The 15,223-nt window shown below is 37.1% G+C and carries 15 protein-coding genes; 1 reads left to right on the forward strand and 14 read right to left on the reverse strand.

Annotated elements, in window-relative coordinates:
* Positions 1–20 precede the first annotated feature (20 nt).
* From FFM68_RS09525 to FFM68_RS09570, 10 genes are all read right to left on the reverse strand, one after another.
* Positions 21–1,442, reverse strand: a complete 1,422-nt coding sequence (locus FFM68_RS09525; protein WP_137619110.1) for an aldehyde dehydrogenase family protein — start codon at positions 1,440–1,442, stop codon at positions 21–23.
* A gap of 12 nt (positions 1,443–1,454) precedes the next feature.
* The gene (locus tag FFM68_RS09530) at positions 1,455–1,760 is read right to left on the reverse strand and encodes a BMC domain-containing protein (RefSeq protein ID WP_137619111.1); all 306 of its coding nucleotides are present in this window, start codon (positions 1,758–1,760) and stop codon (positions 1,455–1,457) included.
* Between the two features lie 10 nt (positions 1,761–1,770).
* Entirely contained in the window at positions 1,771–2,067 is a 297-nt protein-coding gene (locus FFM68_RS09535; RefSeq protein WP_137619112.1) for a BMC domain-containing protein, read from the reverse strand.
* 12 nt (positions 2,068–2,079) lie between these two features.
* The gene (locus tag FFM68_RS09540; protein WP_137619113.1) at positions 2,080–2,364 is read right to left on the reverse strand and encodes a hypothetical protein; all 285 of its coding nucleotides are present in this window, start codon (positions 2,362–2,364) and stop codon (positions 2,080–2,082) included.
* A gap of 1 nt (position 2,365) precedes the next feature.
* Positions 2,366–3,376: a DMT family transporter gene (locus FFM68_RS09545; protein WP_137619114.1), complete on the reverse strand. Its 1,011-nt coding sequence runs from the start codon at positions 3,374–3,376 to the stop codon at positions 2,366–2,368.
* Positions 3,377–3,387: 11 nt separating this feature from the next.
* Positions 3,388–3,675, reverse strand: a complete 288-nt coding sequence (locus FFM68_RS09550) for a BMC domain-containing protein (RefSeq protein ID WP_137619115.1) — start codon at positions 3,673–3,675, stop codon at positions 3,388–3,390.
* A 559-nt stretch (positions 3,676–4,234) separates the two neighbouring features.
* Positions 4,235–5,071 (reverse strand): MerR family transcriptional regulator, encoded by an 837-nt coding sequence (locus FFM68_RS09555; RefSeq protein ID WP_239585154.1) that lies wholly within the window; start codon positions 5,069–5,071, stop codon positions 4,235–4,237.
* A 322-nt stretch (positions 5,072–5,393) separates the two neighbouring features.
* Positions 5,394–6,995: a leucine-rich repeat domain-containing protein gene (locus FFM68_RS09560; protein WP_137619117.1), complete on the reverse strand. Its 1,602-nt coding sequence runs from the start codon at positions 6,993–6,995 to the stop codon at positions 5,394–5,396.
* A gap of 20 nt (positions 6,996–7,015) precedes the next feature.
* Complete coding sequence (locus FFM68_RS09565) at positions 7,016–8,077, reverse strand: DUF916 domain-containing protein (RefSeq protein WP_137619118.1); 1,062 nt, start codon at positions 8,075–8,077, stop codon at positions 7,016–7,018.
* A gap of 11 nt (positions 8,078–8,088) precedes the next feature.
* Positions 8,089–8,694: a hypothetical protein gene (locus tag FFM68_RS09570; RefSeq protein WP_137619119.1), complete on the reverse strand. Its 606-nt coding sequence runs from the start codon at positions 8,692–8,694 to the stop codon at positions 8,089–8,091.
* 611 nt (positions 8,695–9,305) lie between these two features.
* Here FFM68_RS09570 and FFM68_RS09575 point away from each other — a divergent pair.
* The gene (locus FFM68_RS09575; RefSeq protein WP_137619120.1) at positions 9,306–10,157 is read left to right on the forward strand and encodes a MurR/RpiR family transcriptional regulator; all 852 of its coding nucleotides are present in this window, start codon (positions 9,306–9,308) and stop codon (positions 10,155–10,157) included.
* A 41-nt stretch (positions 10,158–10,198) separates the two neighbouring features.
* Here the strand turns inward: FFM68_RS09575 and FFM68_RS09580 are convergent, their stop codons facing one another.
* Genes FFM68_RS09580 through FFM68_RS09595 form a run of 4 tightly spaced genes read right to left on the reverse strand, consistent with a single transcriptional unit; the run spans position 10,199 to position 15,214 of the window.
* The gene (locus tag FFM68_RS09580) at positions 10,199–11,089 is read right to left on the reverse strand and encodes an ROK family protein (RefSeq protein ID WP_137619121.1); all 891 of its coding nucleotides are present in this window, start codon (positions 11,087–11,089) and stop codon (positions 10,199–10,201) included.
* A gap of 41 nt (positions 11,090–11,130) precedes the next feature.
* Positions 11,131–11,766, reverse strand: coding sequence for a hypothetical protein (locus tag FFM68_RS09585; protein WP_137619122.1), 636 nt, complete (start codon positions 11,764–11,766; stop codon positions 11,131–11,133).
* 12 nt (positions 11,767–11,778) lie between these two features.
* Positions 11,779–13,911: a hydantoinase/oxoprolinase family protein gene (locus FFM68_RS09590; protein WP_137619123.1), complete on the reverse strand. Its 2,133-nt coding sequence runs from the start codon at positions 13,909–13,911 to the stop codon at positions 11,779–11,781.
* Between the two features lie 22 nt (positions 13,912–13,933).
* Positions 13,934–15,214, reverse strand: a complete 1,281-nt coding sequence (locus FFM68_RS09595; RefSeq protein ID WP_137619124.1) for a citrate transporter — start codon at positions 15,212–15,214, stop codon at positions 13,934–13,936.
* Between the last annotated feature and the right edge of the window lie 9 nt (positions 15,215–15,223).

A 15,223-nucleotide genomic window follows, 5' to 3' on the forward strand; every position in this document is an offset into this window, starting at 1 on the left:
TTATTTCCATCTCCCTCACTTTACTGCTCCATTAACTTTTTCAATATTTTTTCAAAAAGCACTTGTTCCTCACTCACACCCATTTTTTTAGTTACGGTTTCTTTAACTGCCTTTCCAAAACTAATTGCACGCTCATACGTTAAATCTTTTGCAGTGATATTTTTTGCTGTAAAACCTCTATTAGTAGTTATTCCGCCTAAAATTAAAGAAACAGGTAAATCAGAATCTAACCCAATTCCAGCAAAACCAGCTCCAGCATTAACAATCATTCGACCAACTGGTTTCTTCAGAGCAAACTCTTTAATCACCGTTGGGTTGTTGGAATGAATTGCTAGTGTATGACCATTTTGTTTTTCTTTTAATAGCTGGATACACTTATCACAAGCATGAATCCAATCTGCTTCTAAGTAGAATGTCAAAATCGGACATTTTAGCGCTGTAGTGAAAGGATTCTCGTCAAAAATATACGGCTGTTCTGATACTAGAACTTTCGTTTCTGTTGGTACATTAAACCCGGCTAATTTTGCTAATGTCTTTGCATTTTCTCCAATAATCGCAGGATTAACTTCTGTTCCTAAAAATAGCTGTTTTAGAAGTTTCCCTTCTTCTTCAGCACTCATAAAATAAGCCCCAGCATTTATCATCGCTGCCTTAAGTTCTTGAACAATCACACTTTCTGCAATCACAAATTGTTCAGCTGCTGGCAATAACCCATTGTCGAATGATCGACTTTTAATAATATTTTGAGCTGCCTCAACAATGTTCGCACTGCGTTCCACAAAAACTGGTGTCGAACCAATACCGCCATAAATGCTCGGCTTTTGACTCGTTTTCAAGTCAAAATATGCTGGTGTATCAATATTGATCACTAAAGCAACCGCTTTTTGATCAATTAATGCTTCAACACCTTCAACCGTCGTATTTTCCATCCAACTGATACTTGTTTTAGGGAATCCTGGATTCGTTCGTTGAATTACTTCGACTAGTTTAAAAACAAGTTGTTCTGTTTTAGGCTGCGGAACAAAAATTATTGTATTCCCAGCTTTAAGTGCACTTAGACTGACAAATAATGCATTCAATAGTACATTTTCAGCGGGTAAAATTACTACTATTACCCCTAAAGGAACACCGATCTTTTTAAACTCTTTGGTATTTTCACCATCTAAAATACCTATTACTTTTTCATTTAAGGAATCCGTGAGCTCGGCTAAAAATTTCTCCCACAAAAATAATTTATCTTCTTTTTTTCCTTTATTTGTCTCAGTCATTTCAAATGTCACCAATTCTGGTAACTCTTTTTTTACCTCGTTGATAATTTCATTGATCATGCGATCAATCGTCGTTTGATCATATTCCTTAAGTAAAGATTGTGCGTCGCGAGCAGATTCAACTAATATGCGGGCTTCTTGAATTGATTTAAGATCTTTATCCACAAATTGCATTTTATCCACTCCCTATGCTGGTAATAATTGCTCCAATGAATAACGATCAATAATTTTACCTAAATCAATGTGTGGACTAGCAATGACAACTGAACTATAGACCTCAGCACTCATCGCTTCTACTGCACGGATGCCCGTTTCAACAGCAGTTTTACACGCTGCAACATCGCCTCGGACAATAACTGAAATATACCCAGAAGCAACATTTTCATATCCTACCAGTTCCACATCCGCAGCTTTACACATCGCATCGGCCGCTTCTAAGACAAAAACCAAACCAAATGTTTCAATTGCTCCGATTGCTTCGTATCTTTCCATTTTTTCACCTCTATTGGTCAATATCGTGGACTGAAACGATCGAGCCCACTGCTTTAATTGGTCTTGGCATGACGTTATGCGCAGTCAATTTTCCAATCGCATCGGCTGCTCTAGCACCTGCGGCAACAGAAGCTTCTACTGCGGCAACATCACCTTTAATCATGATAGTTACCAATGTTGAACCAATATTTTCATATGAAATTAATTCAACATTTGCTGCTTTCAACATTTCATCACAAGCTTTTAATGCTGGTACTAAACCGACAGTCTCAACTAACCCTAGTGCTTCCTCACCTTGATATCTCACTGATATGCCTCCTTAACATTTGCGGTATGCCGCATCGACATATTTTTCAACTGTATGACGGCCATCTTCTGTAATTGCATAACGCATTACCAAGTCATCATTTCTATCTAAGTCATAGCTAGTCATTTCCACTAGCCCATTTGCTTCTAAAGCTAATAAATGATCTAAATACATTTTTTCATTAAACTGTTTTTCATTACCGTAATCGGCTTCTAATGCTGACATTACTTGTTTTACATCAACTTCTGGTTCATCAAACATATGATTCAAAACAGCCATTCTGCTTGGTAATAACATTTTATGCATCTCCTTTTCTGAATAAATCTAAAGGATTCATCGTGACGATGATTGCGCCTAATACAATGATGATTGAACCTAAAACAATAGTTGTCGTTAATGTTTGTCCCAAGAATAAGACGCAGAATAAAACTCCCCAAAAAGCATACGTTACGTTTAGTGACATTCCGATTGCTGTACCAACCATTGAGTTTGCTTTGTACCAGCAAACAAATGAAACGGCTGCACTCAATCCAGATAAAACAAGCCAAATAATCGGAATTCCCGCAGTTAACGTGCTACCTAATAATTTCATACCTCCAACAAGAGGCACAATCAGAATCAATACGACTAATCCTGAAATTAATTCTCTTAAATTTACAGCTACATCTGTATCGATCATGGCTCCGCCAAAACTTGAAAAGACACCTTCAAGTCCCCAAGCAACAGCAGCAATCAATGCACAAATAATTCCCATTGTGAAGTTTGGCGTACCTTCTGGCGCTACCCAGTTGATGATGATTGCACCAAACACACACAATACCATTCCAAAAACAACTCGTTTAGTTGGACGTTGTTTCAAGAAAATCCAAGCAAACAATGCTCCGAATAAGCTACAAGTTGCTGAGATCGGAATTGCATATGCACCAGCCATTGCTAGTCCAACTAAATACGCTCCGTTTGCAATCGGACCACCCAATAAGAACCCAACTACAAGTAATTTTCCTGGTTTTGTCTTTAATGTTCTTACCAGTTCCTTTAAGCGGCCTTGTTTTGCGTTATAAAATAATAGCCAAATTCCCGCAAATAAATCATTTAATCCTGAACAAACAAATGGAGCTGCTAAAAATCCTGCTGCACTCACTAATGGATCAAAACCGCTAGCTATCATCACTAAAGTTGAGTACACTCCATAGGTCAAACCAGAAATTAGTCCATTACCAATTCCTGCTACACGGAATTTTTTCCCAACAGTCTTCATTTTTGTTTCCGCCGAAAGCGGTGTTTGCATTACGCTCTTTTCACTATTCATACTAGATCTCCTTATTCATTAACTGCTGGACGTGGAAGAATTGATTCAACTTCGCTATGAGGACGCGGAATAACATGAACAGATAATAATTCGCCAACTCGTTGAGCAGCAGCCGCACCAGCATCGGTAGCAGCTTTAACAGCACCGACATCGCCTCTGACCATCACTGTGACAATTCCGCCACCGACAAGTTCTTTTCCGACTAGTGAAACATTCGCTGCTTTAACCATTGCATCAGCCGCCTCGATTGAACCAATTAATCCTTTTGTTTCTACCATTCCTAAAGCATCGTATTTCATTGCTTGTTCCTCCTAATTACGCTTTTAGCGTGAATTTTTTTACACTCTTAATTTAGGTTGTACCCTAATGGTAGGGGTCAATAGCGAATTTCAAAAAAATTGTGTAATACAACACAACAAGTTTTTTTTATAACAGATTGGATTCTCAATTACTGATATTAAACGAGAAACAACGATTAAATGTATAGTGATTTCTTTAACAATGTTGATTTTAAGTAACTTTCCAAATTAAAATTATTTTTCTAAAAACGTTCAATATTTATCAAATACTGATACAGGAAAAATAAAAAATGAAAAAATAAAAACAGTGAATATTCAAACAATTGACCGAACTGTCGGTAAAAACTAGGTAACTATCAGAAAATTGAAAACTATTATCATAGTTTCAACTTATTGCAATAGCCTAACAATGCTTATATGATCACTATCTATAACTTCAGAATAGAAACCTTTCCCTTAGAGACAATGACAGATTAGTTTTCATTTTTTCATATTATTTTCATATCTTTTTTAATTCAGACAAAAAAAACTAAGCATTCGAAAATGCTTAGTTTCTCTATTATTTTATTATCGGTACCATAATTTCTGTCACAAATTTATTAGGATCTTGGGTCGACCAAAAGTCAATCACATAACGTTCATAACAGTTAGGACCAATTTGATACTTGTGCTCTAATGCCCAATCCACTAAAATTCGATACTTTTCGTCGATTGTTCGATGATTACCTAGATGATACATACATAAAAACATCTGACCGCCAAAATCTCGGCGGGGCAATAAGAATTTGCTATTACGAACAGGCTTTTGCATAATGGTGGCTTCTCTAATTCTACCTTCAGCCTTAGCTTGATAATCTGAAAATTCTAAAATAACGGGTCCAGTGATTTCACTCTCTGATTTTTCTAAATAATTCGTCCAATTAATATTAATAATCGATTTTTTGTAATCGTATTCAAAAGATTCCTCCAAAAAATAAAAGTGTTCACGCTCAATGTACTTTAGATTAATACTGCCCATCTGATTTTCCATTGCTATCGTACCCTCATTTAGCAAGCTAATCCAATCAGATACTGCTTCAGAACAATTTTGAATCCGTTCCTCTTCTTTTTTTAAACTATCTAGTTTACTGAGAAAATTACGTTGATGAAAAAAATAGTCATTTGTATCAGATAATCCTGTCATTTCCTGTAAGTGAAAACCCATTTGCTTATAGTACTTCAAAATAGGAATCAGCATTACTGTATCCTCACTGTAATACCGATAATTATTTTGTGGACTAACATGATCTGGAACAAGCAATCCAAGTTCTTCATAAAAGCGTAACGTTTTTCTAGAAACATAACAGATGTCAGCTGCTTCGCCAATAGTATGCATTTTTTTCATGTCTACCTTCATATTCACCCCTATGTTACCTCCTACACAATCCTTTGGACAAATTATGTGCTGTTCTGTTTTGGTTGTCAAGTAACATTTTCATTCTGATCTATAACAGCGAATGATTAAATTTGGATATAATAACATGATTTCTATACTAACTTTTTCATTAATTTTGAAAATAAAAAAATATGCGGTGCAAAGAATGCACCGCATACACGACTAATTCTTATTCAAGTTTTTCACCGACACGATTTGACAAAGAGTCTTACTTTCCAACATTTTCTCTATACTCAATTGGTTAATCACAGATGTTGATGTAGTTTTCACTCAGATGTCATTTTTAATTTTGGGTCTTAGCTACGTTATTACTGATACTCCAGTTAATGGTCGTATTGTAAGAAATTTCTGCGTGTATTTTTGTCTGCTGATCTGCTGGAATATTTAGGGTAAGCCCTACGATTTCTTTATTGATCTTAACCGTTTGAGCTGTCGTATTTTGATAAAGCACTTTTTTGTCCGTATCAACTACAAACGTATTCCAATAACTATCATATGCGGGCACTATCAAACTTGCATTGAACGTACTCCCATCTTCAGTTCCTACCCATTGATTCACAGAAACCATCAAGCTGCTGCCTGCAGTTATTGTAGCCGACAACTTAATAGAATCTTTTGCAACGATATCTGCAGTCCCTATTTGTGACAGTTTATTATCCTGACCAAAATTTAGTCCACCTTCGACTTGAAGTGAATTGCTTTCGGGTGGTTTTGTATGTCCGTTAAGCATTTCTTCCAACATTTTTTTGAACTCTGGATTGGCGGCTACGTTACGATTATTATCGATCAGATTTCGAATTGTTTCATCTGTCAATTGTGGTAAGTATTTGGTAATGACATCAACTGTTGGTTGTGCGGGGGTGCCATAAAGTGGTACCGAAACAAACACATCGTTGATCGTCTCGTCATTCAGACTAATATCACCTTTACCAGCATTGAGTAGGACCATAATTGTGTTTAATGTGTTGTAGTCATTCGTATCTAAATGACCATCGCTTATATCAATTGAACCATCATTGCCCGTTACTTGATTCAAAGCATCAGTCAACCATCCAGAGATCAAATTAACATCATTTCCAACTAAGTTTAAATTCGTCAATTTTTTCATGATGCTAAAAGCACTTTGACCAAGAGAGGTAGAATCATATTTCATGTTATTATAAGATAAATCGAGTGTCGTCACACTTTGCGCATCAGTGACACCAAAAATTGTACTTGCCATTTTATAATAAGTTGTAGAAACCAAATTATTATGAGTTAAAATCAATGTTTTCAGCGCTGGCAAGCGATCGGTTTGAAACAAACACAATAGCTGCTCGACTAATGTCGTGTTAGTTATTTTTGATGTCATTCCGGTCAGATCAACGGTAGTAGCATTTGTTGCTGAAGCAAGAATCTGCATTAAGAAATTAAAAGGTGGTCGATAGCCTGAACCCGCACTGTGCGAATCAAAGGTAAGTTCTTTAGTTGTCAACGAACCAGTAACTGAATCAACTGTACCGGCAGCATTCAATCTATAGGCATTATCTGAGACATCATATCCACTTGAACTGGTTAAACTTGCGACCCAGTTTGCGATTGCAGCATTGGGTGTTGAAGTATAAGTTCCATTGTTATTTTTACTCCGTGTGGCAAGGCTTATCGTAACGAGTTGCTCGACATCCCCAATCGTAAATGAAGCGGGCGTTTGTCCGCGACTGCTAGGCGTTGTCCCATCTGAGTAAGTGCTGTTATCTAAAATCACTTGGATTACTTCATCGGGAATATCATAGGCCATTAGTGTATTCGAATCATAACTGGCCGCCGCATGGGTCGGAGAACTTGTGCAACACACACCTAAAAACAGCAAAAATATGACTAGCATCACGTTACGTAGTAATCGCATCTAAGCTCTCCTCCCTTCGGCTATAGTTTCTTTGTCTTTCGATTTTTCCTAAGCAGCAAAATCAACAGCAAGATAATGATCAAGATCAAAAGAGCAAAGCCGGCGATGATGGCATAAATCATCCATGGACGACCACCTTTTGCTTGGTCCGATTTCTTGTTTAATTTTTTCGCTTTTTCTGGACTAACTATCAAAGTTGATTCTTGTGAAAGTTTATATTTATACGTTTCTCCAGCAGAATCTTTGTATTCACCGGTAGAACTTTTTACATAGTACGCATTTGTTGTCACACGATATTTACCCGCTGTCGCACTGGGCAATTCCAATCGATAGTCAAACTGCGAATTAGGGGCCATTTGCATACTGTCTGCCGTTCGCTGATACTTCTTACCCGTCGTCAAATTGATTGCCTGTGTTTCAACATGCAATTGATTCAAAAAGGTAGCTGAAATATTTTGAAGTGGGACAGCCAGCGTGTTTTGATACTCATGCTGCTGAATTTTTGCCTGACCTATTTTCAATTCTGGCTGCCAAGTTTGGTTCACATTACGTGTAATCACGGCAATTTCATAATTATATTGATTAACAACGGACAATCCTGACTTGTCCTCCGTCGTATCGGTCTGATTACTTGGACTAAATGTCAAAGCACCTGCCATTACACCCGGCAGTTGATTTGTTGGCATCGTCAACTGTGCGGTATATAGATATGTACCCTTAGCTGGAATCGTTATTTTATCGGGACCTTTCAGATAATCGGTCAGCGAGTATTGTGCCGTATCTTTTTGCTCTTTTGCGCCATATACGACGATCCCATTGTCACTAGTTTGTGCGGTATTCACCTTAACCTGAATTTGAATTTGTTGATCGGTATTATTGACTAGCTGTGCCTGTAACTCGGTTGATTCACTTGGTGCAACGACTACATCAAAAAAAGATTCAGAGGTATCACGTTGCGCTTGAGGAATAACAGGACGAATCGAAAAAGGCAGGCTAGCAGCCTGCACTTTCACTGGAACCATCAATGCTATCAATAAAATACCTAGTACTAATGTTAGTACGGATGGTCGCTTTAATCTCATAAACAGTCACCTTAATCCTGTGTTTCGGCTACTGAATTCGATAGTTTCCAAGTCAACGTATTCGTATAAGAACCAGCTTTTACTACCGTTCCTTTATCGATTGAAAGTTCTAAATCTTGCGGAGTCAATTCATTGTGACCTTCATCACCAGTTGCATACTTTATTCCATCAGTGGTAATTTCACCCGCATCTACAGTTAATTGAGCAGATTTATCTAAGGCTGTCGCACCTGAAGCCGCACCCTTTTCACCAGCTGCCCATTTTCCTTTTGCAACAGTTAATGTCCATGCACCATTTTCTTGACCAAGAAAATCATCAACCGTAGCTGTCACCTTATTTGTTGCTGTTGCTTTCAAACCATTGGTAAAAATCGTTCCAGCATTAAAAGCTGTCGCATCAGTATTAAATTTAGCAGCATCTTGAACGTGATACAAACTAATTGTGCCTCCTTCAAAGAATACTGAAGCAGTAGTTGATGCGTCGACTTGACCATTATCAGTTTCATTGCTTGTTGTCGCATTTGGTGTTGTTGTATCTGCTAAAGCACTATAACCTCCACCAACAAATAAACTAGCAGTAAGACTTAAGAATAAAAAACTTAACGACAATTTTTTCATAATAATAACCCCCGATTAAATTAATAAATAAAAAAACGTTAGAGCGTTTACAATTCATACATTTCATTTGAATTTATTCACTTTATATCCAAAATATATCTGAAAAATCAACACTAAAATGTGTTTAGTATACTCTACTCTCTTTAAATTTCAAGTATTTCCATTAATTTAATAGCAGTAATTTGACAAATTTCCGATATTGTCAATATTTTTTTAAAGTTTATTATAATTTAACAGTAGCAATAGATCTATTTGTTGATGTATATTAAATAACTATTACATTAAAATAATTACATTTAAAAAATACATCATTTATAATTCAATGTTTCGAATCATTATTTGCAGTTCAAATGTTCATCTGATTTCTCTTTTGTTTGTCTACTGAGTAGCGCTTTTTTTGCTAGAATTGGCGCACGACAATCTGAGTCTCCTTGTTTTTTATAACTATTAATAGCCATCGTCTTCTTGATGCAAGATCTATGTATTTAGTCTTCCTGAGACTATTTATTTAAATTCTCTCCTCCAACATTCTATTTTCAAAAAACTTAAGTTAACTAACTACTCAGTACTTAGTTTTATTGATATAATGGGGAAAGAAACGAGGAGATGACATGCAATCCGCTGTATTATTAAAAATAAAATCATTAGAATCAAGTTTTACTTCTAGTGAACACGACATCAGTAAATTTGTAATTGAAAATCCTGAATATGTTATTTCAAATACCATCACAAATTTAGCCAAAAAAACTAATACTTCAGAGGCTAGCATTAATCGCTTTAGTAAGAAAATTGGTTTTAAAGGATTCAATAAATTTAAGATCGCTTTAGCTCATAGCATGACTCATTTGGAGGATCAAGAAAAGTCCTTCGACGAATCGAACCTGATCGAATATGTAACGCTTGATTACCAAAAAATGTTAACGAATACATGTGCAATGCTGGATGCTAAAGATATTGAAGATGCTGCTTCAATGATTACACTCAATCGCAAAGTATTCATTTTATCGATCTACAACACTTCCTTTGTTAGTAAGGAATTTGCTTTCAAACTACGACAATTAGGGATGGAAGTTACGACTCTAAAAGAGAACTTAGAAACACAGTTGGCGATTGAAAATATGAGTAGTGATTCGGTACTGATCGCAGTCGTTCCATCAGTGATCACCAAAGACATTATTCCATTCTTGACGAAGATCAAACGAAAAGATGTAAAAACTATTTTGATCTCCAGTAACGACAATCCAAAGGTTAGTGATATGATCGATATCAAGTTTATTATTCCAGACCACATGTCCGCGAACAACTCGCTCGTATTGACCAACTCCACGATGATCTCTTTAGTGTTCGATATTATTTTCGCGACGATTTTGCGGGATAACCGTAGTTTGCGGCAGCGAAAATTAAGCAGCGATACGATTATTAACTCCTATGAATCCGCTGATTCGGCTATTTATGAATGGTAATAAAAATACTCAATCAACCGTTTAGAGTTGATTGAGTATTTTTATGCTTTCTTACTTTCCATGAGTATTTTTTTGGCTAAGGCAAAATTTCCAATCGTTGCACTTGCGTTATCTTCAAATGTCGAAGCAACGATAAATCCATTCAATTCAGGAACTGTTACATAACCAGCATTAATTGCTTCAAATTGTTCGCGGACCTTTTCCATCAACTGTTCATTAATAACCCCTCCACCAAAAATAATTTTGGCGGGTGCGAAATTTACCCGTAAATCATAAGCTAACTGTGCTAAGTAATATGCTTCGATTTTCCAAACAGGATGATCTTTCGGAAGCTCTTCACCACTGATTCCCGTACGTTTTTCAATACTTGGACCAGCAGCTACTCCTTCAAAACAACTACCTCCGTGATAAGGACAGACGCCAGCAAAGGCTAGATCCTCTTCATGTCGATGGACCAATCCATGTCCGATTTCCAGATGAGTCGTCCCTCCAACAAACTGATTATTTTGAATCACCCCAGCACCAATACCTGTTCCGACCGTGACATAGACACAGGAATCTACCATTTTAGCACTGCCCATCACGTATTCTCCATAGGCGCTCGAATTTACATCGGTGGTTAAAAAAACTGGATCTGAAAACCATTCTTTGACTGATTGAATAAAATTGAATCCCTGCCAAGCTTTTTTTGGAGAAGCTAAAATTTCTCCGTAAGTTAGAGATGTGTGATCAATATCCACCGGTCCAAAAGTTCCGATGCTCAACGCATCGACTGGATATTGACTAAAAAATTCTTCTACTTGCTTCATTGTTTTTTTCGGAGCTTCAGTTGGAAAAATACTAATTTCGAGAATTTCAAACTGTTCATTTCCTACAGCACAAACAAATTTCGTTCCACCTGCTTCGATACTTCCAAATCTTTTCTCTGACATCTAATCTTCCTTTCGAAACAAACAGCTAGACGCTTTTGCATCTAGCTGTTTGTTTGCGTTCTTTCTAACGTATTAAATTGATCGTATTCTTCTTCAATATCTTTCATCGACAATTGGTTTGTTCTCAATAGATACTGATAATCGTAAAAGCTGGGTAAATGTTTTAGACTCAACAAGTGTTTTGCAAAAGCATTCGCTGCTATTTCACTCGTTCGACGAATGTGAGCTTTTTGAGAAAATCCTAGAATTTTTATACTCTCAATCGGCATGAATTGATCATAGACATGTTTGTTCCCTTTTTCTTCTAAATAATGAAAATATTCATGAGCCAAAATAATTCGCTTCATCTCTTTTAGACTCAGTTTATTCATCTCGGCCAACTGAGTAATGGATTTCTCGTATAAATAAACCAGATTGTTACCCTTTCGATCCGACTCAAATTGTGCCCGCATCTGTACTTTATAAAAAACACCATCATGTTTTTCTTCTTTAATCTTAATATCACTTTCCGCATACAGCTCAAAGATATCCTTTGAATTTAGCTGTGAAGCGAAGGTTTTACCAATTGCTAAAGATTTCTCAAGATAGCTCCAAATAACTTCTGCTGGTATTTTATGAAACAGCATATCCTGTTTCAATTCCAAATAAGCTAAAAATTCGTCTGAAAAATAATCCATTGTTGCTCCTTTTTATTTATACGCTACCGCAATGACTTCTTCATTCGTATCTAAATTTTCCGTTTCAACATCCATGATCGATGTTAATTGTTCTAGTGTCTGCATTCCAGTTAAGTCTAACATTTTTTCTCTGAAGAACAAGAAGACTTTGGGAATCGTTGCATTAGCGTCTGAATAAATCGTGTGTTCATCAATAAAAGAAAGAAACTCTTTATCTGATTGATTCTTAGGGAATTTAAAATAATGAGCATTGCTGTGTTTGAACCGTACCACTCCCTCTCGATCAACCACACAGATATTTGTACGTTTGCTTTTAAAGAAGAATTTCTTCTTAATGACTGTCGCATCCATCAGATTCCAACGACCGACTTTCCCCGCAAATTTAATACTATTCGTATCTAATCCCAATGCTTCTGATGTAATTGTTTTTAATTGATCTTCTGTCACTTCCAATGCGCCTAAACTCTTTTGACGCAATTCAGTTGCACCTGTAGCAACAGCACGAACAATATTACGTTGAGTATCAATCTCGATATTGACTTCGACAGTTTCTTCATTGGCACCAGACTGAATGATCTTCTCAATAACATCTGCTCGAATTTTCTTAATATCACTTTCGCTTGGATTCGTGATTGAACGCTCGATTTGCTCACGGACCATCGCTAAAGCAACGCCGATCGTTGAAATATACGGCGCATTTTTTGCTAATTTCCATTTATAATCATAGTATTCTGCTAATGCTGGAACGACGATCGCTCCAGATCCGCCACCACCGACTAACGTAATAAAATTACGATCCATTTCGTATTCATCAATCAAATCATTAATGACTGGTTCTAATTTCTCCATTGCAAAGTTCATCACTTCTTTAGCGGCTTCTTCAGCAGAAGTTCCCAAATAAGCTCCCAATGTATCCCAAGCTTTTCTATTTGCTTCCGCATTTCCTTGGGCATAATCCCCTTCAGGTACGTAGCCTAATAAATTCGCTGCTCCTGCTAAAGTATAAGAATACGTATGGGTACCGGTTCCTTTAACAACGACATATTCATTCGGATCGCCCTCACGAGGAGAAACGAATTCGATCATCGGATCATCCAAGTTTTTTACATCAGTGAAACATTCGTATTCTAACCCAGCAATATGCGCACTCCGCGGCCCAACATCAACGATTTTTTGGTCTTTCACACGAATCATACTTCCACCAGCAACGGCTAATGTTCGAACATCCAATGAACGGAGATACGTTTTATGCCCTCCGACTTGAGCATACTTGATCATTACTTTCCCATTTTTAATAACAGAAATATCAACACTGGTTCCACCGACTTCAAAGAAGATTCCATCGCTGACTTTTTCATACATCAATGCACCCGCAACACCAGCAGCTAAACCAGATAGCATTGTTAAAATTGGGCGTTGCCGTACTTCGTTGATACTCATCACACCACCGTCACAACGCATGATCATTAACCCTGATTGGATTTTCGTATCTAAGACTGCTGATTCCGTCATGTTAGCAGTCTGCATCATTTTCGGAATTAATGACGCGTTCACAACTGCTGTCCGGGTACGCATTTTCAAACCATAAAGTTGAGAGATCTCATGTCCGCCTGTGGCAAATAGTTTCTCTTCTTGAGCTTTTTGGATTACATGCATTTCATTCTCAGGGTCATCGACAGAGTAGGCCTCACTGGCAACAATTACCTGACAATCTTTATTTACTAGTTCATGAATACTTTTTTCAACTTCTTGTTCTGTCAATTTCGCTGAATCAACAAAAACATGTTCAGATTGCAAGTATTTATTCGGAGCCAGTTCAATGTGTTCAATCGAAGTTTCTTTTTTAGCAGTTCGAGCGTCCATTCCTGTACCCATACCAACAATTCCAACTTTTGCTACATCACCCTCAAGCAACGCATTGGTTGCTTGAGTGGTTCCATGTGCAATGAAGATCACATCTTCTGGCGCGATATTATTTTCAGATAGAAGCTTCTGAATAATTTTTACAATCCCTCGCGCTACTCCTTCTTCATGAGTAGTCGGAATTTTTAATTTTGCAATTACTTCATATGTTTCGTTGTCAATCGCTACTGCATCTGTAAATGTACCACCGACATCGATTCCAATTCTTACTTTTTTCCCCATTTTCTTTACCTTCAATCTCTAATTAATATAAGAAGAACGAAGCAACAATTAATCCGATAAAGGTGGATATCGCTACCCATCCGAGAGTTTTCTTCATTACTTCATTGACATCTGTCTTAATAAAATCGGAGACCCAGACATTGTGCGAGTTAGTTGGATCACAAACAGATTGTACGTTACTGTCTAAACGTAGAGCTACCATAGCAGCGATTGGATTCATTCCCCCTGCAACAAGTAAAGAAATAATTCCGCTACCTAATCCCCAAACGTTTAATGGGCCTCGGTAAATTGCTAAAGGTGAAAGAAGCCCAAAAATCAAAACAAACATCAACTGATTTTTAGGAATCATCATAGAAATTGCAGGCTGCAAAATAGTTGATACTTCAGCAGACATTACTGCATTCAGCAACATTCCGATACCAATCATTAGGCCTGCTGCCCCTGCAACTTCTTGAATCCCTTCAACAAAAGCGCTACTCACGACATGGATCGGATTTTTTGGTGTACTCAAAATCAAAGTTACGATAATCCCAACAATAATTGCTGCTACTAATGGAACTTGGAAAGCAAAAACGAGAACAACTGGGATAATCGGTGAGATTAAAGCAATACTGCGAACTTGACCATTTCTGCCTTGCTTTGTCGGCATCGCCCAAGCTTTACGACGTTTTCCACTGAATTGAACATAATAAACAACCATAATAACTGAAATGATGATCAATGGTAAACCAACCATCCATGAATACGAAGTAACTTCACTTAATTTTAATCCTAATACATCGATATAAACAGCTAATGTTGAAACTGAGAAGTTTACGCCAATCCCATTCGCCAGTAACAAAATGATTCCACTGACCATTGGTGAAAGACCTGCTGAGATCATGATTGGAACAATAATTGTCCCTACTAAGATCACCATACCAAGTCCGTTACTTGCTGCAAAAATAACTGAACAAACTGCTAAAAATGATAGGGCAATTGGTAAAGCTTTATCCCCCGCCATTTCTGCTGCTTTTTTTATAATTGTTTCAGTAACCCCAACTTTAGACAATACCTTTCCGAACAATGATCCAAAGATTAACCCTGAAAGTGCTGTAGACATCCGCATTGAACCAGCTTCTAAAACATCTTTCACGATTGTAAATTGCTCTGGATCTTTCGAGATTAACGTGATTCCCGCGATTAAAGAAATTGCTATCGCCATGATAGGGAGAGCCAAGATCGTCGGTACCTTTCTTGTCATCATCAATCCAACTAAAATGAAGAATACTAAAAGTATCCCTATTAACTGTACTGTTGTCATTGTTTTCCT

Source organism: Enterococcus xiangfangensis (assembly GCF_005405365.1).
Taxonomy (GTDB): Bacteria; Bacillota; Bacilli; order Lactobacillales; family Enterococcaceae; genus Enterococcus_A; species Enterococcus_A xiangfangensis.